20 protein-coding genes and 1 pseudogene are annotated in these 20,540 nt (G+C 66.1%); 10 read left to right on the top strand and 11 right to left on the bottom strand.

Features of this window, described 5'->3' with window-relative positions; translation table 11 throughout:
* Positions 1 to 25 precede the first annotated feature (25 nt).
* Both ACNA7R_RS09590 and ACNA7R_RS09595 read right to left on the bottom strand, forming a co-directional pair.
* The gene (locus tag ACNA7R_RS09590; RefSeq protein ID WP_416283342.1) at positions 26 to 907 is read right to left on the bottom strand and encodes a hypothetical protein; all 882 of its coding nucleotides are present in this window, start codon (positions 905 to 907) and stop codon (positions 26 to 28) included.
* A 101-nt stretch (positions 908 to 1,008) separates the two neighbouring features.
* Positions 1,009 to 1,794 carry an ABC transporter ATP-binding protein gene (locus tag ACNA7R_RS09595; RefSeq protein WP_416283343.1) on the bottom strand — a complete coding sequence of 262 codons (786 nt, stop codon included), beginning with the start codon at positions 1,792 to 1,794 and terminating at the stop codon, positions 1,009 to 1,011.
* Positions 1,795 to 2,017: 223 nt separating this feature from the next.
* On the opposite strand from ACNA7R_RS09595, the gene ACNA7R_RS09600 reads away from it, so the two are divergent.
* The 7 genes from ACNA7R_RS09600 to ACNA7R_RS09630 all read left to right on the top strand — a co-directional run bounded on the left by ACNA7R_RS09600 (position 2,018) and on the right by ACNA7R_RS09630 (position 7,280).
* On the top strand, positions 2,018 to 3,673 hold the full coding sequence (locus tag ACNA7R_RS09600; RefSeq protein WP_416283344.1) for a hypothetical protein: 1,656 nt from the start codon (positions 2,018 to 2,020) through the stop codon (positions 3,671 to 3,673).
* Between the two features lie 292 nt (positions 3,674 to 3,965).
* Positions 3,966 to 4,424: a gas vesicle protein gene (locus ACNA7R_RS09605; RefSeq protein WP_416283345.1), complete on the top strand. Its 459-nt coding sequence runs from the start codon at positions 3,966 to 3,968 to the stop codon at positions 4,422 to 4,424.
* A 256-nt stretch (positions 4,425 to 4,680) separates the two neighbouring features.
* A complete protein-coding gene (locus ACNA7R_RS09610) occupies positions 4,681 to 5,034 on the top strand; it encodes a hypothetical protein (protein WP_416283346.1) in 354 nt (117 codons plus the stop codon).
* Positions 5,031 to 5,432, top strand: a complete 402-nt coding sequence (gene gvpK / locus ACNA7R_RS09615; protein WP_416283347.1) for a gas vesicle protein GvpK — start codon at positions 5,031 to 5,033, stop codon at positions 5,430 to 5,432. The genes ACNA7R_RS09610 and gvpK overlap by 4 nt, the downstream gene beginning before the upstream one ends.
* A complete protein-coding gene (gene gvpL, locus ACNA7R_RS09620) occupies positions 5,429 to 6,196 on the top strand; it encodes a gas vesicle protein GvpL (RefSeq protein WP_416283348.1) in 768 nt (255 codons plus the stop codon). The genes gvpK and gvpL overlap by 4 nt, the downstream gene beginning before the upstream one ends.
* A complete protein-coding gene (gene gvpJ, locus ACNA7R_RS09625) occupies positions 6,186 to 6,548 on the top strand; it encodes a gas vesicle protein GvpJ (RefSeq protein WP_416283349.1) in 363 nt (120 codons plus the stop codon). The genes gvpL and gvpJ overlap by 11 nt, the downstream gene beginning before the upstream one ends.
* A gap of 87 nt (positions 6,549 to 6,635) precedes the next feature.
* Entirely contained in the window at positions 6,636 to 7,280 is a 645-nt protein-coding gene (locus tag ACNA7R_RS09630; RefSeq protein WP_416283350.1) for a TetR/AcrR family transcriptional regulator, read from the top strand.
* 183 nt (positions 7,281 to 7,463) lie between these two features.
* Here ACNA7R_RS09630 and carB read toward each other — a convergent pair whose 3' ends face one another.
* Together carB and ACNA7R_RS09640 are read right to left on the bottom strand one after the other, a co-directional pair.
* Positions 7,464 to 10,694 carry a carbamoyl-phosphate synthase large subunit gene (carB, locus tag ACNA7R_RS09635; RefSeq protein WP_416283351.1) on the bottom strand — a complete coding sequence of 1,077 codons (3,231 nt, stop codon included), beginning with the start codon at positions 10,692 to 10,694 and terminating at the stop codon, positions 7,464 to 7,466.
* A gap of 148 nt (positions 10,695 to 10,842) precedes the next feature.
* A pseudogene (locus ACNA7R_RS09640) lies at positions 10,843 to 10,959 on the bottom strand (GrpB family protein); the annotation flags it as partial.
* A 176-nt stretch (positions 10,960 to 11,135) separates the two neighbouring features.
* Between ACNA7R_RS09640 and ACNA7R_RS09645 the strand changes: the two are divergent.
* Entirely contained in the window at positions 11,136 to 12,392 is a 1,257-nt protein-coding gene (locus ACNA7R_RS09645) for an RNA-guided endonuclease InsQ/TnpB family protein (RefSeq protein ID WP_416283352.1), read from the top strand.
* 77 nt (positions 12,393 to 12,469) lie between these two features.
* Here the strand turns inward: ACNA7R_RS09645 and ACNA7R_RS09650 are convergent, their stop codons facing one another.
* From ACNA7R_RS09650 to ACNA7R_RS09660, 3 genes are all read right to left on the bottom strand, one after another.
* Entirely contained in the window at positions 12,470 to 13,006 is a 537-nt protein-coding gene (locus tag ACNA7R_RS09650; RefSeq protein ID WP_416283353.1) for a DUF5815 family protein, read from the bottom strand.
* Positions 13,007 to 13,135: 129 nt separating this feature from the next.
* Positions 13,136 to 14,008, bottom strand: coding sequence for an ABC transporter permease (locus tag ACNA7R_RS09655; RefSeq protein ID WP_416283354.1), 873 nt, complete (start codon positions 14,006 to 14,008; stop codon positions 13,136 to 13,138).
* Positions 14,005 to 14,934, bottom strand: a complete 930-nt coding sequence (locus ACNA7R_RS09660) for an ABC transporter ATP-binding protein (RefSeq protein ID WP_416283355.1) — start codon at positions 14,932 to 14,934, stop codon at positions 14,005 to 14,007. Before ACNA7R_RS09660 ends, ACNA7R_RS09655 begins: the two co-directional genes overlap by 4 nt.
* 142 nt (positions 14,935 to 15,076) lie before the next feature.
* On the opposite strand from ACNA7R_RS09660, the gene ACNA7R_RS09665 reads away from it, so the two are divergent.
* The gene (locus ACNA7R_RS09665; protein WP_416283356.1) at positions 15,077 to 15,841 is read left to right on the top strand and encodes an ABC transporter ATP-binding protein; all 765 of its coding nucleotides are present in this window, start codon (positions 15,077 to 15,079) and stop codon (positions 15,839 to 15,841) included.
* A complete protein-coding gene (locus ACNA7R_RS09670) occupies positions 15,838 to 17,199 on the top strand; it encodes an ABC transporter permease (RefSeq protein ID WP_416283357.1) in 1,362 nt (453 codons plus the stop codon). The genes ACNA7R_RS09665 and ACNA7R_RS09670 overlap by 4 nt, the downstream gene beginning before the upstream one ends.
* 3 nt (positions 17,200 to 17,202) lie before the next feature.
* On the opposite strand, the gene ACNA7R_RS09675 is transcribed toward ACNA7R_RS09670, so the two are convergent.
* The 4 genes from ACNA7R_RS09675 to ACNA7R_RS09690 all read right to left on the bottom strand — a co-directional run bounded on the left by ACNA7R_RS09675 (position 17,203) and on the right by ACNA7R_RS09690 (position 20,361).
* A complete protein-coding gene (locus ACNA7R_RS09675; RefSeq protein ID WP_416283358.1) occupies positions 17,203 to 17,811 on the bottom strand; it encodes a DUF5518 domain-containing protein in 609 nt (202 codons plus the stop codon).
* Between the two features lie 146 nt (positions 17,812 to 17,957).
* Entirely contained in the window at positions 17,958 to 18,974 is a 1,017-nt protein-coding gene (locus ACNA7R_RS09680) for an AI-2E family transporter (RefSeq protein ID WP_416283359.1), read from the bottom strand.
* 6 nt (positions 18,975 to 18,980) lie between these two features.
* Positions 18,981 to 19,523, bottom strand: coding sequence for a TlpA family protein disulfide reductase (locus ACNA7R_RS09685; protein WP_416283360.1), 543 nt, complete (start codon positions 19,521 to 19,523; stop codon positions 18,981 to 18,983).
* 1 nt (position 19,524) lies between these two features.
* Complete coding sequence (locus ACNA7R_RS09690; protein WP_416283361.1) at positions 19,525 to 20,361, bottom strand: SCO family protein; 837 nt, start codon at positions 20,359 to 20,361, stop codon at positions 19,525 to 19,527.
* Positions 20,362 to 20,540: the final 179 nt, after the last annotated feature.

Raw genomic sequence — 20,540 nt, forward strand, 5'->3', positions numbered from 1 at the left:
AGGATCGCGCGACGGGCGAACCCGGCTACTGCGGCCGTTCGCTGGCGATTCCCTCGAGGTTGCGGTACCTGTTCGTGAGGTAGGCGACGGTCGTCAGCCAGAGCGCGACGAGAAAGCCGACGGCCGCGGGTGCGGACGGTCGCGGGGAGCCGTAGAGGGCGGCACCGGCGTACGCGACGGCGAACGCACAGACCGGGAGCCCGACGTACGCCCGCACGTTCGGAAACCACGCCGACTCGCGTCGGGGAACGGTCGCGTCGACGAACACGCCGAGGGCGGCGGGCACCGAGAGGAGGACGGTGCCGACCACCAGCAACCCGACGGCGAAACCCGCGCCGCCGTCGGCTTCGACTACCCCCTCCGCGAACGCGACCGCCGGCACCAGCAGGATGTACGCGACGACGGGGAGCCACCACCGCGCCTCGAGCGCGTTCCGCCCCCCCTTTCCGGTCGCGTCCGGACTCCGGGACGCTCGAGCGGTCCGTCGCCGCAGCCAGCCGACGACGACGGCGGTCGCCGCCGTCACCAGGACGGTGAGTCCCGTCCCGATCGCGACGGCGATCGGCGTCAGGACGACCGCCAGTACCGTCATCGTCGTCGACGCAGCTCCGATCGTCGACGCCGCGGTGGCGACGTACAGCAGCACCGTCGCAACCGAGGCGGCGAGTCCGGCCCAGATTCCGGCGCGGCGAGTCCGACTCGCGCAGTCGCCGTAGCGGTAGCCCACGAGCACGCCAGCCGCCAGCAGCGGGACGCCGGAGACGGTCCCGCCGACGATGGTCACCTCGTCGGACGGCGGCTGCCAGGAGAGCGCGACCGTGAACGGGACCGTCGCGAGGCCGACGAGAACGGCGAACCGAAGGGGGTCGCCGGCGATCGACTCGCGGTACTCTCGAAGCGCGTCCATACCGTCCTATCTTCTCTACAGCATGAATATATTGTGTTATTAACTGATCACGAGACGTGAGAGACGGCGAACGGTGGGAACGAGCGAGCCCGATCGCTCGATCACTCGGACGACGGAATCGGCGAGCGACCGACCTCCTCGGGTGTCTCCCGGGTGATCTCGAGGAAGGCGTCCTCGAGGCTGCGAGTCTCTCCCGTATCGGCGCGGGACTTGAGCGTCTCGGGGTCGCCCTGGGCGACGAGTTCGCCCTCGTGGATCACGCCGATCTCGTCGGCCAGCTCGTCGACGACCGGCAGGATGTGCGTCGAGAGAACGATCGTCATCTCCCGGTCGGCGAGGTCGGCGATCGTCTCCCGCATCGTCCGGGCCGCGCGGGGATCGAGCCCGCTCGTCGGCTCGTCGAGGAAGGCGACGACGGGCTCGTGGAGCACCGCCTGGATGACGCCGACCTTCTGGCGCATCCCTTTCGAGTAGCCCTCGATCCGCCTGTCGGCGTCCTCGAGCAGGTCGAAACGCTCGAGCAGCGACGCGATCCGCTCTGCTGACTCGTCTTCCGGCAGGTCCCGGAGGCCGGCCGCGTACTCGAGCTGTTCGCGGCCGGTGAGTTCGTCGTAGATCGGCGGCTCCTCGGGCAGGTAGCCGATGTGCGGGGTGACGGCCTCCCGGTCCGCGATCGAATGTCCCGCGACCCGGGCCGTCCCCGAGGTCGGCTTCGTCAGCGTCGTCAACATCCGCATCGTCGTCGTCTTGCCCGCGCCGTTGGGGCCCAGAAAGCCGTACACCGTCCCCCGGTCGACGGCCATCGTCAGCCCGGCGACGGCCGTCGTCTCGCCGTAGCGTTTCGTCAGCGAGTCGGTCTCGATCGCGGGGCCGTCGCCAGCGTGCATACCCTCCGTTTCGTTCCGTCGCACGTAAAACCGTACGTTCACGTTCGTCAACCGGTTCGGGCGACCGCTCGAGGCGGTCCCCGATCGAAGCCGGCCTCGAGCACCCGGTACAGACGGTCTCGAGCGCTGAGCGGACCCGAACCGTTTACTGGGTGGGGGTTCCGGTATCGGCTATGGTCCCTACGACGGCTCGCGGGCTCCCGGTTTTCGGCGGTGATCGCCGGTGAGACGCGCAGCGCTCCTCGTCGCCCGAACGGAGTTCCGGCGGACGGTCCGCGCGGTGACGACCGAGCGGACGAAGCTCCTCCTGCTGGTCCTGCTCGGCGCCCTGATGCTCGGTTCGGTGACGGTCGCCGGCGGCTACCTGCTGCCCACCCTCGGCGAGCACTACGCCGGAACACCGAGCCCGGAGCAGGTCGCGCTCACGACCGACGCCGCCGCGGGCGGCGTCGCGGTCGCCTGGCTGTTCCTGGTCGGGATGAGCGCGATCCGGGCGTTTACCGCCGCGGCGAACCCCGACGAGCCCGCGTTCCTGCTCGTCTCGACGTCGACCCGGAACGCCGCGGTCGGGATCGTCGCCGCCGAGATCCTGCTGTTCGCCGCCTGGGTGCTTCCCCCGACGATCCTCCTGGCGAGCGCGTTCGCCGTCGGCGCCGGCACGGCCGTCCCCGTCGGGGTCGCCGCCGCGACCGCCGCAATCGCGTTGCTCACCGCCGTCCCGGTCGGCTTCGTGGTCGGGATCTGGTTCAGACACCTGGTGACGGTGTACGAGCCGATCGCGCGCTACCGGTGGGTGCTGTTCGTCGGGTTCTGGGCGCTGTACTTCGGCGCGATCGCGACCGGTCGGCTCGACCTGGTCGTGAACGAACTGTTCGTCGCCCTGCAGGACGGCCCGCTGGGCTGGCTCGGCCACCTCCTGCTGGTCGGCGTACCCAGCGTCCCCGCCTCGAGGACAGCGATCCTCGGGGCCGTCGTCGGGACGGCCCTGCTGGGATCGGTCGCGGTCGCGGTCGGCGCCGCCTCCGCACGGATCCACTGGTTCGCCGACCCCGCACGGTTCGAGGACGAACGGTCGTCCGACGACTCCTCGAGCCGGTTCGCAGCCGTGCTTTCTCGGGGATTCGGCCGCCCGACCCGAACCGTGACGATCACCGCGATCCGGCGGACCCGGCGGGCCCCGATCCGGCTGGCGTACGTCGGCTACCCCCTCTTCGGCGCGGTCGGGTTCGTCCAGGTAATCCTCGAGACCGGGACCGTCCCGTCCTACGTCGCGGTGATCCTCTCGCTGTACCTCGTCTGGGCCGCCGGCGCCCTCTTCACGCTGAACCCGCTGGGCGACCTGGGATCGGCGCTGCCCGCGGTCGTGACCTCGTCGCTGTCGGGCCGTCAGGCGATCACCGGCCTCGTCGTCGCGGGCGTCCTCGTCGCGGCACCGATCGGGCTGGTCGGTGCGGTCGCGCTCGGCCTCGTCAGTCCCCTCTCGCTCGAGCGGACGGCGCTGCTCGTCGCGGGGACGTTCGTCGGCACCGTCGCGACGCCCGCGCTGGCGACCGGGATCGGCACGGCGCTGCCCCGCTTCGGCAGCGTCAACGTTACGAACAGCCGCGAGGCGGTGATGCCGAGCAAGGCGGCGTTCGTCGCCTACTCGGTCGCGGTCGTTCTGCCGACGGCCGCCGCGGCCGTGCTCTACGCCGACATGGCGGGACCGATCGCCGAGTTCCTCACGATGACGTCGGTCTGGGCGCCGACGCCCGATCTTTCGATTACCGCAACCCAGCTCACCGGCGTCGCCTGGACCGTCCTCGGGATCGGCCTCCTCGCGCCGCCCGTGTCGTATCTCTACGCCTGCGAGACGTTCGATCTGTACCGGCTCGAGTGATTTTCGACCGGTTCGTTATCCAGAGCCGCCTGTGAAACTCGCGGTACGTGCAGGTGAGGGATGTAACGCGATAGATCGTGTTTTGATTGCTCTCTATCGTAAACTGCCTTTCCACCAACGTCTACCATTGGTAGGCGATCGTCTGGCAAGTTTCGATCCCCGTCTTGTCGTTCTCGACTAACGCAGATCCAATTACTTCTTCTCGAGGCAGAAGTATCATCCGCGAATACGACCATCCAAAGGTCACCTTGCAAGCGAGGGCTCTGACCTTTTCCGTGCTGGTGTCGGACTGGTGAACGAACGATCGTTCATGAGTATCGAAGCCACCAACGCGCACGAATCGGAGAATGGGCTCGCCGGCGCCGTCGATCGCATCCTCGATAAGGGGCTAGTCATCAATGCAGACGTCACGATCGATGTCGCCGGAACAGAACTCCTTGGGATCAAGGTTCGGGCAGCGCTGGCGTCCTTTGAGACGGCGGCAGAGTACGGCCTCGAGTTCCCCGCTGGAACGGAAGAGACGAAAGCCTACGCCGAAGCGCGGGCCCGAAACGAGACGTGCCCGCAGTGTGCAAAGCGGGTCGAGAAGGAGGTCCTGCTCGACGACGAGTGTCCGTGGTGTGGCTGGCGAAGCGCTCGCTCGAAGCGCCGGGAGACGGGGGATGGGGAACTCACAGAGCGGGATGACCGATCGACGAAATCGATCGAGGCGGAACGACCACCGACCGGTGTCGACGGAGAGGACCGATGAACCGCCGGTCGAACGCATACTCTCACCCAAACTCATGAATAGCAGTGAACTCGACCACGTCTGTCGCGTCCTCTCCCGAGCGGAACTCCGGCGATATCGCCGCCACCTCCGAACGACAGGAAGCGAGCCGATCGGTCCGGATCGAGCATCGGAGCCGCTCACGCGGGACGACCGACGGCATATCGTCGAACGAGCGTACGCCGAGTCCGAGTCCGCCAGACGAACGATTACTCGAGTCTCCAGAACGGTCGACGCGTTGCAATCCGCACTCGGAGTGTCCCGGAAGGCGGCGGTATACGAGTTCCTGCGAGCGCTCGACGACCGCAGTCTCGCCGTGCTCGAGTACTGCTGGCACAACGAACACGCCTCGATCCGGGAGCTGACGACGCTGCTCGGCGCGGTGACAGACATGGAAACACTCACCGTGGTGCGAGAGCAGCTCAATGCGGTCGCGCGGAAAACCCTCGGCAAGCCGGTACTCGAATTTGAACGGCGAGGAATCGACTCCCAGACCGGTTCGGTCGTCACGTTCGAATGGTGGTTCACTGGCGAGTCCAAAGATCACTCCGCTCTCGAGTCGCTACGCGACGAGGTGGTGGTCGTTTCATGACGATCGAAGTCGACGAGGAGGAACTCGAGCAGGGGCTGCTCGGGCTCATCATGGCGCTCGTCGAGATCATCAAGGAGGTGATCGACCAGCAGGCACTCGAATTGGTCGAGAAGGGCGTTCTCGACGACGAGTCCGCCGAACAGCTCGGCCAGTCGCTAATGGATCTCGAGGAGACCATCCAGCAAATCGAGGAGGAACAGAACATCGAGGAAACGGCCTCGGAGACGAAGGATCAGCTCGATCGAACGGTCGACGACGTCCTGAACACGGCGCTCAACCCCGCCGAGTGGGCTCGCGAGATCGAAGCACAGGAGGGAGAGTCCGTCGGAACAGTCGACGACGGCTTCTCCGAGGGAGAGCAATCACCAGAAGCGGCCAGCGAAGGGGGAGACGAATGACTGGGAGTAAGTACACCTACTGTATCGTCGACGCGACGGACAAGGACCGAGAGACGTTCGGAACGGGAATCGATGGTGAGCCGGTGTCTGTTGTCGTTCAGGACGGCACCGGAGCCATCGTCCACAACTGTCCACCGGAGGCGTACGATACCGACGACCGATCCCAGGCGGAAACGTGGGTCAAACAGCACAATAGCACGATCGAGCGCGCGGCGGACGCGTTCGGGACGCCGCTCCCGATGACGTTCGATACGATCTTCGAGGACGAAGCGTCCCTCCGAACGTTTCTCACCGAGCACCAGAGCCAGATCAGGAACAGATTGGACGTTCTGGCCGGAACGGAGGAGTACGGCATCCGGATCTACTGTGAGGAAGACGTACTGCTCGAGGAGACCGAGCCGGCCCCCGACTCGACAGGGTCTCGTGACTCGGGGATGGCGTACTTCGACCAGAAGAAACGAGAGAAACAGCGCCAACGGGAGCGCGCCGAACGTACGAAGGAGCGCTTTCAGACGTACTTCCCACGAATCGAGTCGGTCGTCGACGAGATTATAGAAGAGGAACTCGAGCGTGGCGGAGACGACCGGGGCCGAAACGTCCTTACGGCGTCATGTCTCGTCGCGAACGGAGAGATTGACGGCCTGAAACGAGTCCTGAGCGAGATCGACGACGAACCGGGCGTCGACGTGGTTTTCACCGGCCCGTGGCACCCGTACTCGTTCGTTGGCTCACTCGGAACTGCCACTGAAAATTATGGAACCTGAAACCGAATCGGCTGACGAGGGCCTCGCCGGACTGCTGAATCGCGCATTAAACAAGGGGGCGATCCTGAACGCCGACCTGCTAATCACCGTAAACGACGTTCCCCTCGTTGCAGTGCGGCTGCAGGCGGCGATCGCCAACGTCGAGACGATGATCGAGTACGGCATCATGACTGAGTGGGAGCCCGCGATGGCTCACATCGACGACGACTATCTCGCCGAGACGCTGGAAACCGATGACGAGACGGCCAACGGAACCGATGCGGACGCCGTGCCGATCGACGGTGGTGACGAACGGAGCACTCGAGAGAGACCGCTCGAACCGACCCCTGCGGACGCGGGGAATCGACAGTAGGTCGGTGCCGCTCGACTAATCGGCGTCCTGTCGCAAGTCGCCCCGTCTCTTAAGGTCCTAAGCGAGGTATACCACACGTACTAGTCTATGGCAGACTCCACTCAGTTCGGTGCGGAAGCGACGGACACCGTCGACGTCATCATGCAGTCGACGTACTATGTCCTGCTGGAACACGGCTACGCGGACCTCTCGATCGCGAAGATTGCGGACAAAGCGGGCCTGAGCAAGTCCGCGCTCTACAATCACTACGAAGGCAAGAACGACCTGCTGCTGGACTTTCTGAGCCGTTTCCTCGAGTGGTACCTCGATTCCCCGATCGATGATACTGTAGAGGACCCACAAGCGGAGTTGCAAAGGCTTATCGACCTGCTTTCAGTCGATTCGGGAGGGGCCGATTCTTCGACGGATAGCACCCTCGAGACGGCGGCGGCCGATGCGTTCGTCGAACTGCGGGCACAGGCGATTCACGACGAGTCGTTCCGAACCGAACTGCTTCGCGAGGACGAGGTGATTCGGACTCGCCTCGTTCAGATCATCCAGCAGGGCATCGACGGCGGCGTCTTCCGCGACGTCGATCCGGAACCGGTCGCCGAATTTATTCTCACCGTTCTCGAGGGTGCCCTCTTCCGGTCCTCCCTGTCGGACGACGGTCGAGAAGTAGCCGTCTATAATCGACTAAACGAGTATATCCAGTGTCACCTCATCTTGAACACCGCAAGAGAGACACCGTAGTTTCAGCAGCCTGTATTCTCGGCTCGAAACGTGAGTGCCGAAACGTACGTTTTGATACCGAGGCACGGTGATCGATCCGTCCGCAAACCGACTTATGTTCAGTATGCACTCGCTACGTAACGACTCGACCGACTCGGATTCGGTCTCCGGAATCGTGTACAGAAAACCGTACTACAACTTCCGCTACCGTCCCCACTCGGCGGTCCGCTTCGGACGCTCGGTGATCGGCTGGACGTCGATCGGCTCGTCTTTCGCCTCGAGCGCCTCGAGCGCGGCCTTCGCGCTCGCGGGCGTCGAGAAGTAGGTGATCTCCTCCTCGACGGCGACCTCGAGCAGGTCGCGGTCCCGCGAGATGATCAGGTCGACCTCACCCTTCTTGACGGCGTCGACGAGGTCGACGGCCTCGCAGAGGTCGAAGTGGTCGGTGTACCCCTCGACGAGTTCCTCGCCGGCGTCGGTCTCCGGGTCGGGGAACTTGTCGGCCGAGAGGTCGACGATCGCCGTCCCCGACTCGGGGATCGGCTTGCCCGTCGCGTCCTGGGCCTTGTCGTAGGCGCGGCCGAACGAGTCGGCGCTGCCCATGACCTCGCCCGTGGACTTCATCTCCGGGCCGAGACGCGGGTCCGAGCCCGGCAGGCGGTCGAACGGCAGGACGACCTCCTTGATCGAGGTCTGCTCGGGGATCTGCTCGTCGACCTCGAGGTCGGCGAGGGACTCGCCGGACATCACTCTGGCCGCGAGCTTGGCGATCGGGACGCCCGTCGCTTTCGAGATGAACGGGACGGTACGGGAGGAGCGCGGGTTGGCCTCGAGGACGTACACTTCGCCGTCGCGAACCGCGAGTTGAACGTTCAGCAGGCCGACCGTCTCGAGGGCCTCGGCGATGTCCTCGGTGACCTCGCGGACGCGGGTCAGCGTCTCGTCGTCGAGCGACCGCGGCGGGATCATACACGCCGAGTCCCCGGAGTGGACCCCGGCGGTCTCGACGTGTTCCATCACGCCGCCGATGAGGACGTCCTCGCCGTCAGCCACGGCGTCGACGTCGAGTTCGATCGCGTCCGCGAGGAAGTCGTCGACGAGGATCGGTTTGTCGGGGCTCACGCGGACCGCCTCCTCGATGTAGCGCTCGAGCTCCTCGTCGTCGTAGACGACCTCCATCGCGCGCCCGCCGAGCACGTAGGAGGGACGGACGAGGACGGGGTAGCCGATGTCGTGGGCGAGTTCCATCGCCCCTTCTTTGCTGTGGGCGGCCCCGCCTTCCGGCTGGGCGATGCCCAGCTCGTCCATCAGGGCGTTGAACCGGTCGCGGTCCTCGGCTAAGTCCATCGCCTCGACGCTCGTCCCCATAACCTCGCAGTCGAGTCCGCGGCGGTCGATCTCGTCTTGCAGCGGGTCGCCGATGTTCACGGAGGTCTGGCCGCCGAACTGGACCATCACGCCGTCGGCGTCCGCGGCTTCGGCGACGTCCGCGACCTCTTCAGCAGTGATGGGCTCGAAGAACAGCCCGTCGGAGGTGTCGTAGTCCGTCGACACCGTCTCGGGGTTGTTGTTGACGACGTGGGCGTCGATCCCCTGCTCGCGCAGCGCCTGGACGGCGTGGACCGAACAGTAGTCGAACTCGACGCCCTGGCCGATCCGGATCGGACCGCCGCCGACGACGATCACGCTCTCGACGTCGCGGTCGACCTCGAGTTCGCCCGCGGCGGCCGCGCCCTCGAGCGGGCCGGAGTCGAACTCCGACTTGCGCGCGGAGTAGTAGTACGGCGTCTGCGCTTCGAACTCGCCGGCGCAGGTGTCGACCTGCTTGTAGGTCCGTCCGGGAACCGCCTGCTCGACGGTGTCGACGTCGACGTCGCCGCCCGCCGTCGCGGCGATCGTCGCGTTGGTGTGGCCGGCGATGGCGGCCTCGGTGAAATCACCCTCCTGGGCGGCGCGGGTCGACTCGGCGATGCGCTGGAACCGCTCGGCGTACCACTCGAAGATGCCCGTCAGCTCGACGACCTCCTCGAGGTCGTAGCCGCGCTCAAAGGCCTCGAACATCGCGTAGGGGCGGTCGGGGGAGGGACGCTCGAGATAGTGGGACTCGAGTTCCGCGTCCGAGACGTCGGCCCAGTCGACGTCGGGCTCGTACTCCGACGATCGGAGGGCCTTCAGCAGCGACTCCTCGAACGTGCGGCCGATGGCCATCGCCTCGCCCGTCGACTTCATCGCCGTCGTCAGCTCGAAGTCGACGTCGTCGAACTTGTCCTTGGGCCACCGCGGGACCTTCGTGACGACGTAGTCGATCGCGGGCTCGAACGCCGCCGTGGTCTCGCCGGTGATCTCGTTGGTGATCTCGTGGAGCCGTTTGCCGAGCGCGACCTTCGCGGTCACGCGGGCGATCGGGTACCCCGTCGCCTTCGATGCGAGTGCCGACGAGCGGGAGACGCGCGGGTTGACTTCGACGACGCGGTACTCGCCGCCGGGCGTGCCATCGTCGCGCCAGGCGAACTGGATGTTACACCCACCCTGAATACCGAGTTCGCGGATGACGTCCAGCGCCGCGGTGCGCATCTCCTGGTGACCCTCGTCGGGGACGATCTGGGAGGGCGTGACGACCGTCGACTCCCCGGTGTGGATGCCCATCGGGTCGATGTTCTCCATGTTGCAGATGATGATACAGGAGTCGTCCGCGTCGCGCATCACCTCGTACTCGTACTCGACCCAGCCCGCGATCGACTCCGTGATGAGCACCTCGCTGTTCCGGGAGAGGCGCAGTCCCTTGCGGACGCGCTCGAGGAGTTCGTCGAACTCGCCGACGACGCCCGACCCGCTCCCGCCGAGGGTGTAGGTCGTCCGGGCGATGACCGGGAGGCCGCCGACCTCGTCGACCGCCGCCTGGACGCGCTCCTCGAGGTCGGCCTCGGTCAGCTCCGCGACCGTCTCGCCCTCGTCGAGCGCGATGGTCGTCGAGGCCGGTACGGGCTGGCCGATCTTCTCCATGCGCTGGCGGAACAGGTCGCGGTCCTCCGTCGCGTAGATGGTGTCGAGGGGGGTGCCCATGATCTCGACGTCGTGCTCCTCAAGGACGCCCTCCTCGGCGAGTTCGGCGGTGACGTTCAGCCCGGTCTGTCCGCCGAGGCCCGCGATAACGCCGTCGGGCTGTTCCTTCCGGATGATCTCCGCGATGGCCTCGGTCGTGATGGGCTCGATGTAGACCCGGTCGGCCATCTCCGGATCCGTCATGATCGTCGCGGGGTTGGAGTTGACGAGGACGACTCGAGCGCCCTCCTCCTGGAGCGCTCGGCAGGCCTGCGCGCCAGAATAGTCGAACTCGGCGGCCTGTCCGATCTGGATCGGTCCGCTGCCGATCAGCAGGATCGTGCGTCCGTCCCCTGTGGCGGCGTCCCCGCCGCTCTGGTGGTCCGTACTCATTGGTCCTATCCGTCCCGAGTTCGTACATCGTAATAAGCCCCACGAAACGATACGATTCTCGTAACTCGATTTCGAATTTCGAATATTGCCGGGGAACCGCGCCGCGGTCGGAGCCGTCGGGAGGTCAGTCCGTCGACGGAACGGGATAGTCGGCGATACCGTCGTCCGCGACGACGACGTCGAGGTCGACGATGTCCTTCGCGGCGAGATTCGGGACGGCCGTCGAGCCGACGTGTTCGATTCGCTCGCAGTCGTCCTCGAGACCGGTCCTCGAGCAGCTTCGAGGCGGAGCCCCCGGCCTCAAGGAGCGAGGGCTTCCGACCAGTCGGAAGCGCGAAGCGGGTAGGCCGGGGAGGAAGCCGACACTTCACGACACAAATCACGGGACGGTAGCCGCCCGACTCCCGGGCTATTATGTACCGTCAATACGATATCTGAACTATGGAGGTTAGACGCACCGCACCGGTCAAACTCGTCGTTCCCGACGAGTATCACGATGACCTCCACGAAACCGCCGAGCAATTTCTCTACTGCGCGAACGAGGCCAGTGACTACTGCTGGGACAACATCGACTACGAAGACTGCGTAACCTCGAACGCGAAGGCCAGAGATGCATTGTACGACCGTCTCCGCGAGGAAACAGACCTCACAGCAAACCTCGTCCAAGAAGCCATCCGGCGTGCCGTCCACGCCGTCGACAGCGGTGTTGATCGCTGGAAAAAGGGCAAACGGACGAACAAACCGGAGTTCACCTCGTGGAGTATGGTGTACGACAAGCGCAGTGCCACGTTCTACCGAAACAAAATCTCACTCTCGACAGTGAACGGACGAGTCGAGTGTGGCTTTGAGTTGCCAGCAGACAGTCCATCTCCGTACGAGGAGTACGTCCTTTCGGAAAACTACGAGTTTCGGACGAGTACACTCCAGTACGACCAAGCCACCGGCGAGTTCTCCTTCCACGTCAAAACGCGGAAGGTAGACGAGGATGGTGACGCTGTTGAAATCGAGGGGTCGGACGATACCGAGCACCAGACAGTCCTCGGTATCGACCTCGGTGTGAACAGTCTCGCCGTCGCCAGCACGGGCACGTTCTGGAGCGGTGACGAGTACGACCACTGGATTCGAGAGTTCGAGAAACGTCGGGCAGAGATGCAACAGCGGGGCACACAAGCCGCTCACAACGCCTTGCTTCGACTTGGAAAGCGTGAGCGGGCGTGGCGAAAACAGTACATCCACACGGTCGTCAACGAGATCGTTGACGAAGCAGTTGACCATGACTGCGATGTAATCGTGTTTGAGGAGTTGACGGATGTTCGGGAACGATTGCCATATGCTGACTGGCATCATATCTGGGCGTTCCGCCGTCTCGTTGAATATGTTGAGTACAAGGCACCAGACCGGGGTGTGGCGGTTGAACAGGTTGAACCAGATCATACGAGCCAGCGGTGTTCGCACACCGACTGTGGCTTTACCCACGAAGACAACCGTGACGGCGAGCAGTTCCAGTGTTTAAAGTGTGGGTATGAAATCAACGCGGACTACAACGGCGCGAAAAACGTCGGACTGCGGTACATGCGGAAGCGACAGCACAGACTGCGTTCCTCGCCCACGTCGGGAGGCGCAGACGCACCAGTAGACGTACGTGTTAATGGTGGGATGTTGAACGGCGACGGCTATCGGCCAACCGCTGACAGTTGATCGCCGGGAGTCCACATCAAAGCCCCACCCTCAACGAGCGAGCCGCGTGTGCGGTAAGTGAAGTAGGGTGGGGTAGTTTACAGCGCCCGGTCGTGCTCGCTCTCGAACTCCCGCTGGCGGCGGTACTGCTCGACGAACTCGCCGACGTCGAACTCGAGCATCTGTTCTTCGAACTCCGTTATCGCGGCGTCGTCCTCGGCGTGGCTGATCGCGTGTTCCATCAGTTCGACGACGAGTTCGACGACGATCTCGTGCAGCCGTCGCGAGTCGAAGTCGGTGACCCACAGCATCGAGTAGCCGACCGCGCCGTCGTCGCTCGCGTCGTGGGTGACGACGGCCTCCGGGAACTCCTCCATGACGACGCCCAGCAGGTGGGGCGTGCCGAACTCGTCGAACTCGTCGTCGGTCTCGACCAGCTCCTGGAGGACGACCACGAACGACTCGGGGAAGAATCGGGAGGGCGGGTGGACGTCCGTGACGACGGCGTGGGTCTCGCCGCAGGTACAGGCGTACTCGCGCATGCCGAGGTCGATCTCGTGAGGGTCGAGGGACTTCCCGCAGGGAAGCTCGAGGTGATCGTCGGGCTCGGGACCCGGGACGCGGGGCTCTGCCATTGCGTGCGGTTAGGGCGTCGACAGTAAAAGGTCGACGACTCCGTTCTCATACGGACTGCTGTACGTCGGTGACGACGCAACCGCGAGCCACCCTGCGGTTGCGCCGGGAAACCGTTACGGCAGACCGTATCAGAGGTCCGCCGAACCGAACCGTCGGTAGCCGACGGCGAGGGGGACGACCAGCCACAGTCCGAGGACGACGAGTCCGACCTCGGGACTGGCGTAGAACGGCTCCGCGTTCGTGGCGCTCACCTCGACGCCGGCGCCCGCCTGGGCCGGATCGGCGCCGACGGTTTCCGCGAGGTCGGGCAACAGCGCGACGATCGCGGAGAAGTACGCCGAGGAGGGCGAGAGCTGCGTGACCGTAAACACCCAGTCGGGGATCGTCGCCGGAAACGAGAAGCCCTCGACGACGTACAGCACGCCCATCGGGATGACGTCCCACAGCAGTTCGAAGACGACGAAGAAGCCGAGCGCCAGCGTCGTCGCGTGCGAAGTCGACCCCGTCGTCGCCGAGATACTGACGACGATCGTCGCGTAGACGGCCGCGAACGAAAGCGTCACGAGGACGAACACCAGCACGGCGACCGCCTCGAGTTCGCCGAGCAACGCGGCGCCGAAACCGAGCCCGACGACCAGTCCGACGCCGAGCCCGAACGCGAGTACGGCGGCCCGCCCGAGGACCTTCCCGGCGAAGACCTGCCCGCGGGTGGTCGGCAGGGAGAGCAGGAGCTTGATGCTCCCGAGTTCGCGCTCGCCCGCGAGGGATTTGTAACAGACGACGATCGCCGCGATCGGAACGAACAGTCCGACGAGCCCGATCGTGAAAAAGAGCAGCCCGCCGAACGTCGCCCCCGCCGGCGAGCCGAACATCTCGGGCACCTCGACGTAGGCGTACGTCGAGACGAGCGAGAGAGCGACGAAAACGGCGACGAGCGCCCACAGCGCTCGCGACTGGACGGCGTCGCGGAAGTCCTTCTTGGCGACGGCGATCGCGCTCACGGTGCCACCTCCCGTTCCTCCGCGGTGTAAGCCACGAACAGGTCCTCGAGCGAGGACTCGTCGGTCTCGAAGTCCTCGACGGTGACGTCGTACTCCTCGATGGTCCGGAGGACGGTCGTCTTGGCCTCGTCGGCGGCGCTTACGACCAGCGTCGTCCCCTCCACTTCGACCTCGGAGACGCCGTCGATCGACTCGACGGCCGACAGGGCCGCCCCCGAGTCCTCGGGGATCCGGTCGAGTCGCACGCGAAGGCGCGTTCGGTCGGGCACCGCGTCCTCGAGGCCCGCGATGGTGTCCTCGGCGATCAGCTCGCCGTTTCGGAGGATCCCCACACGATCGCAGATCGCCTCCACCTGCCCGAGGACGTGCGAGGAGAAGAAGACGGTCGCGCCCCGTCGGTTCTCCTCGCGGATGATCTCGCGCATCTCGCGGGCGCCGTTGGGGTCGAGTCCGGTCGAGGGCTCGTCCAGGATCAGCAGGTCGGGCTCGCCGACCAGCGCCGTCGCGAGGGTGAGTCGCTGAGCCATTCCCTTCGAGTAGCCGCCCGCTTTCTTGTCGGCGGCGTCGGCGATCCCCACCCGCTCGAGCAGGTCGTCGGCGTCGTCGTCGGCGTCCTTCGACTCGATGGCGAACTCGACGTGCTGGCGTCCCGTCAGTCGGTCGTAGAGTTCGATCCCCTCGGGCAGGATCCCGGTTCGCTCGCGGATCTCGAGGCTGCCCTCCTGGGCGTCCCGGCCGAACACCGATACCTCGCCCGCGGTCGGTCTGATGAAGTCGAGTAGCAGGTTGATCGTCGTCGACTTCCCCGCCCCGTTGGGACCCAGAAAGCCGTACACTTCGCCCTCGCGGACCGTGAGATCCAGTCCCTCGAGGGCGAGTTCGTCGCCGTACCGTTTGGTCACGTTCGAGATGTCGATTGCAGTCACGGTTTTATTTACTGACTTTTTTCTTAGCAACCACATATGTTTTTTGTCGCCTACTAACAGCTACGAACGCGGTATCGGTACCGAACCCGGCTACCGTCACCGGAGTTGGAACCTTTTTCGGCCGGGAGTGCATCGATATCGTATGACAGGATCGGGTGCAGGTGTCGACGCGAACGGGGCGACGGCCGTCAGCCTCGAGGACGTCCGGAAGACCTACCAGCTCGGGGAGCCGGTTCACGCCCTCGACGGGGTCAGCCTCGAGATTCCGAAGGGATCCTACACCGCGATCATGGGGCCCAGCGGCTCCGGAAAGTCGACGCTGATGAACCTCGTGGGCTGTCTCGACACGCCGACCGAGGGGGCCGTCGTCGTCGACGGGTCGAACGTGGCGACCCTGAGCGATCGGGAGCGAACCACCCTCCGCGGAACGACGGTCGGGTTCGTCTTCCAGACGTTCAACCTCATGCCCCGGCTGACCGCCCTCGAGAACGTCGCGCTCCCCCAGCTGTTCCAAGGCGTCGGCCGGGACGAACGCCGCGAGCGAGCCCGGGACCTGCTCGAGCGAGTGGGGCTCGGCGACCGCATCGACCACGTTCCGAACGAACTTTCGGGCGGCCAGCGCCAGCGGGTCGCGCTCGCGCGGGCGCTGGTGAACGACCCGGCACTCGTGCTGGCCGACGAGCCCTCCGGGAACTTAGACACCGGGACCGAAGCCGAGGTGCTCGACCTCTTCGGCGAGTTCCACGACGCGGGGACGACGCTGGTCGTCGTCACCCACGAGCGCCACGTCGCCGAGCGCGCCGAGCGGATCGTCCACCTGCTCGACGGGAGGATCGAACGGATCGAGGAGCTCGGATCTGCGGGCGACCCCGGCGAACCGGCCGACGGCGCTAGGGAGGATCGATGAACCCCATCGAGAGCCTGCGACTCTCCTGGCGCTCGATCCGGGGCCACAAGCTCCGGTCGGCGCTGACGACGCTCGGCATCGTGATCGGGATCGCCGCGGTGATCGCGTTTGTCACCCTGGGCGCGAGCCTGCAGGCGGGGATCATCGGCGACATCAGTCCGGACGACCAGCGCAACGTCTACGGCTGGGCGGCCGATCCCGACACCGAGGGCGGCCCGCTGGCGGGCGCCCAGCCCGTCGTCAGCGGCGACGACCTCGAGGCGATCGAGGGGCTCGAGGCCGTCGACGCGGCCTACGGCTACGCGCCGATCCAGAGCCAGGCGGTCTCGAGCGGCGACGAACGGGTGGCCCAGGGCGACGGGGTGATCGCGACCGGGCCCTCCTACGTTCGCGAGGACACGCTCCGCGAGGGCCGGCAGTTCGAACCGGGCGAACGCGAGGCGGTCCTCAATCCTGCCGCGGCGGGTCAGTTCGAGGAGAACGTCAGCGTCGGCGACGAAATCGAGATCACGATCCTCGGCGGCGAGTCGGTGACCGCGGAGGTGGTCGGCATTACCGACAGCAACGAGGGGCTCAGTCCGTTCGAGGGGTTCGAGGCCTCGCCGCGGATCTACGTGCCGACCGACCCCTACTACGTCGAGCAGGTCGGCGCCGCGGGGTTCGGCGACGAGGGAGCGGCCGGAACGGTCGGAGGGGAGGACGTCGGTGACGGAGACGGCGAGGACGCCGCCGAAGCCGACGGCCCAGACCAGGCGGCACAAGCGGAGCCGGACGGCGGCGACACCCGTTTCATCGCGGTCATCGTCGAGGCCCACTCCGCGGACGAAGACGACGTCGACGCCGCCCGCGAGGCCGCACTCGACTACCTCGAGAGCGACGACTCGGACGCAAGCGAGTTCCTCGGCGAGGAACTCGCGATGACGTTCCAGACCAGCGCCGAGTTGCTCCAGCAACTCGAGGACGTGCTCGACCTCCTGCAGAACTTCATCGTCGGAATCGCGGCGATCTCCCTGCTGGTGGGCTCGATCGGGATCGCGAACATCATGCTCGTCAGCGTCACCGAACGCACCCGCGAGATCGGCATCATGAAAGCCGTCGGCGCCCAGAACCGCGACGTGCTGGGACTCTTTCTGGCCGAGGCGGTGATCCTGGGCGTCGTCGGCGCGATACTCGGAACCGCGCTCGGGCTGGCGGCGGGCTATCTCGGCGCCTGGTACATCGACCTCCCGCTGGTCTACCCCTACGAGTACGTCGCGCTCGCGATCGCTGTGGGAATCCTCGTGGGAATCCTCTCCGGACTGTACCCCGCCTGGCGGGCCGCCCGAACGGATCCGATCGACGCGCTCAGGTACGAATAGCGGTCACTCGCGGCGCCCGTCGCGCTCGTCCTCGTGTTCCTCGTGCCACCGTCGCGGATCGTGCTCCTCCTCGAGTACTGGCTCGTCGACGAGCGTCGGGTCGTCTCGCTCGGGTTCGGGCTCGTCCGACCGGTTGGCCGCCGCGTCGGCTCGAGCGTCGGTCGACGGACGATCCCTCCTCGAGCGCCGACGCTTCCGTTCCCGGCCGTCCATCCCGATCGTTTCACGGGTACTCGCGTGCTTTCGCGGGTACTCCCGGGCGAGGTAGGCGCCGAGGTAGCCTCCGAGCAGCGACAGCCCGACGGTGTAGACGAACGCGAACAGGATCCCGACGAGGATCAGCAGGACGATAAACGCGAAGCCCTCTGCGGGTGCCGCGGCGACGCCGAACCCGAAGCCGACGAAGCCGATCCCCAGCACGGCGACGGCGGCGATCGGGACGAACGTGATCGCGCCCGCGAGGGCGCCGACGATCGCCCCGTCCCGATCGTCCGGACCCTCGAGAAAGCCGGCGACTGCGCCGCCGATCACCGTCGAGAACGGGATGAACGAGAGGACGATACCGACGACGGCGCCGATGATCGCGTTGATGATCGTTCGGCCACTTACCATACGGTCTCGACGGCGGGAAGATAGAAAAGAACGCGGGTGGGCGGCGATCCCGGGTCGCACTCCACAGACGGTTTACTGTACGTCAGTTCCGGCGCAACCGCGACCTGGGCAGCGGTTGCGCCGGTACATCGGTACAGCAATCCGTATCAGTCGTCCGAGACCGCGTCGGCATCGGTCTCGGCAGTCGAGCTGTCGTCGGCAGCGCCACCGTGACCCGCAGTCGCGAGCGCCTCGAGGCGCACGTCGCCGTTGACCTCCTCGGCGAGCAGCTCGACGGCCTCGACGAAGATCGCGACGATCAGCGGGCCGACGACGATCCCGATCGCGCCGAGCGTGAACAGGCCGCCGGTAAAGCCGACGAAGTAGAGACTTCCGGGCAGCCCGGCCGAGCGGCGGGCGAGCCGGGGCCTGACGGCGATGTCTGGAAGCCAGGCGACGAGGGTGATTCCGAGGACGCCGACCAGCGCGGCCGCGACGAGGTCGCCCGCGGCGACGTGGAAGAGCGCGATCGGGGCGATCAGCAGGCTCGGGCCGATGATCGGCACGAACTGGAGGATCGCGGCGAACAGCGCGAGGGTGAACGCCATGTCGTATCCCAGCAGGTGAAACAGGGGGTAGCCGACGAGCAGGGAGGTGACCGACGTCGCGAGCTGCAGCACGTAGATCGCGTACAGCGTCTCGCGTGCCCGCACGGCCAGCGCGTGGACGACGTCCCGGTACCCGTGTGGTACGGGCGCGATCGCGGCCCGGCCGGCCGCGTCACCCTTGTACAGCAGCGCGAACAGCAGGATGACGAAGAGCGCGAACTTGATCGCGAGGACGGGCAGCGAGGAGGCGAACGAGACGGCGACGTCCCGGAGGAACGACACCGCGAGCGCCTGGACCTCCCTGGCCTCGATCGTGTAGGTCATCTCGAAGGCCGTCACCGGGATCTCGGCCGGCACACCCTCGACGAGGGCGATCACCTCGTCGATCCGAACGTACAGCGTGAGGACGATCGGCGCGAAGACGGCGATAGCGCTCACGAACCCAACCAGCGTCGCGACGACGGCCGAACTCCACTCGGAGAACCCGCGCCTGACCAGCCACCCCTGGACGGGCAACAGGACGTACGCGACCGTCAGCGCGAACAGGATCGTTCCAAGCAGTTCACCGGCGGCCACGGCGGATCACCCGCTGGCCGTCGTCAGGGCGGCGTCGATCGGCTCGCGCAGCTCCTCGGCCGACTTGTAACCGCTATCCGACCAGGTGACGGCGTTCGACTCGTCCAGGACGACGCTGTACGGAACCCCCGTCGCGTCGAGCGCGCCCGTCAGCTCGAGGTCGTCGTCGTGGGCGACCGGCCATCGACCGTCGTGGTCGGCCCACCAGTCGGCGACGTCCTCGGCCGTCGTCGTGCGTCCGAGCGGTTCGTTCGTCACCGACACGAACTGGACGTCCACGCCGACGTCGTCGTACACCGTACCCATCGGCCCCATCACCTCCTCGCAGACGCCACACCAGGTCGCGAACACCTCGAGGAACGTCACCGACCCTCGTTCCGGAGCCGTGATCGGTCCCGGCTCGCTCCCCGGCGCGTCGATCCCCGCGAGCTCGAACTCGGGGATCGACTCCCCGTCCTCGAGCGGGTTCCAGCCGCCGAGCGCGACGGCGGCACCGGTGCCCGCGACACCCGCCGCGGCCCCGCCGACGAGAAGCTCTCTGCGACGCATGTTACCACGACTCGAGGACCGTTCTGACGTCGTCGATGAGTTCGTCGTACGACGGGAGGTCGTCGCCGACGTAGGTCCGTTCAACGTAGCCGTCGGCGTTGGCGAAGACGATCATCGACTCGTGCTGGAACGCCATCTCCATCCCGTTGTCCTCGCCGTCGAGTTCGTCGGGTTCGGCCGGCTCATCGCCGTCACCGTCGTGAGCGTCCTCGTCACCGTCGTGGTCGTCATCGTGCTCGTCGCCGTGTTCCTCGAAGTCCTCGTTTCGCACGAAAAAGCAGCCGAACTCCTCCTCGACGTACGTCCGGGCGTCCGTCTCCGTTTCCGGTCGGAGGGAGTACCAGTTACCTAGCCCGTGATCGACGCCGTAGGTGCGGTCGTACTCCTCGAGCACGTCGGCGGTGTCGTACTCGGGGTCGAAGGTCACGTTCACCAGCGCGACGTCGTCGACGTAGTCACCCTCGACGGAGTCGTCCTGAACGTGTCTGAGACTCGAGGTTAGGGCGGGACAGGCTCCGTGACAGCGCGAGAAGATGAACGTGTAGAGGGAGTGTCGCTCGCCCTCGAACTCCCCGGTGGCGATCTCCTCGTCGCGAATCGTACACGGGGCGGCGACGTCGGGTAGCTCGTCGCCGTGTATCGGCTGCTCGAGTTCGCCGCGGTCGCGCGCGTCTCGCAGCCGCTCGTACTCGTCGGGAGCGTCGAGGACGACGCGATCGTATCCGCCGTCGGAACCTCCGTCCGAGTCGAGTGCGGTACAGCCGGCGGCGAACGGGATCGCGGCTGCGCCGGCCGCGGCCAGGTAGCGTCGCCGACCGAGTCGTTCGGAGGGGGTCATGATTAGCGGTACGCGACGGACCGGGCTAAAGCCCCCTCGCGGTTCTCGAGGGACCGGAACCCCACCGAACATCTGCTGGCGTCTTCTTAAGTACCCGTTCGAAGTTCGACCCGCAGTCGTTCGATCCGACCGCGGTGACGGTCTCGCCGCCGGTGCCCGGTCTGCAGGTCGATGTCTCC

The organism is Natronococcus sp., assembly GCF_047921035.1.
Classification (GTDB): domain Archaea; phylum Halobacteriota; class Halobacteria; order Halobacteriales; family Natrialbaceae; genus Natronococcus.

Bases quoted from the DNA above. Each gene is read 5' to 3' on its own strand.
- ACNA7R_RS09590 (WP_416283342.1), bottom strand. From the start codon at position 907: ATGGACGCGCTTCGAGAGTACCGCGAGTCGATCGCCGGCGACCCCCTT.
- ACNA7R_RS09595 (WP_416283343.1), bottom strand. From the start codon at position 1,794: ATGCACGCTGGCGACGGCCCCGCGATCGAGACCGACTCGCTGACGAAA.
- gvpK (WP_416283347.1), top strand. From the start codon at position 5,031: ATGACGATCGAAGTCGACGAGGAGGAACTCGAGCAGGGGCTGCTCGGG.
- gvpL (WP_416283348.1), top strand. From the start codon at position 5,429: ATGACTGGGAGTAAGTACACCTACTGTATCGTCGACGCGACGGACAAG.
- gvpJ (WP_416283349.1), top strand. From the start codon at position 6,186: ATGGAACCTGAAACCGAATCGGCTGACGAGGGCCTCGCCGGACTGCTG.
- ACNA7R_RS09630 (WP_416283350.1), top strand. From the start codon at position 6,636: ATGGCAGACTCCACTCAGTTCGGTGCGGAAGCGACGGACACCGTCGAC.
- carB (WP_416283351.1), bottom strand. From the start codon at position 10,694: ATGAGTACGGACCACCAGAGCGGCGGGGACGCCGCCACAGGGGACGGA.
- ACNA7R_RS09645 (WP_416283352.1), top strand. From the start codon at position 11,136: ATGGAGGTTAGACGCACCGCACCGGTCAAACTCGTCGTTCCCGACGAG.
- ACNA7R_RS09650 (WP_416283353.1), bottom strand. From the start codon at position 13,006: ATGGCAGAGCCCCGCGTCCCGGGTCCCGAGCCCGACGATCACCTCGAG.
- ACNA7R_RS09665 (WP_416283356.1), top strand. From the start codon at position 15,077: ATGACAGGATCGGGTGCAGGTGTCGACGCGAACGGGGCGACGGCCGTC.
- ACNA7R_RS09670 (WP_416283357.1), top strand. From the start codon at position 15,838: ATGAACCCCATCGAGAGCCTGCGACTCTCCTGGCGCTCGATCCGGGGC.
- ACNA7R_RS09675 (WP_416283358.1), bottom strand. From the start codon at position 17,811: ATGGTAAGTGGCCGAACGATCATCAACGCGATCATCGGCGCCGTCGTC.
- ACNA7R_RS09685 (WP_416283360.1), bottom strand. From the start codon at position 19,523: ATGCGTCGCAGAGAGCTTCTCGTCGGCGGGGCCGCGGCGGGTGTCGCG.
- ACNA7R_RS09690 (WP_416283361.1), bottom strand. From the start codon at position 20,361: ATGACCCCCTCCGAACGACTCGGTCGGCGACGCTACCTGGCCGCGGCC.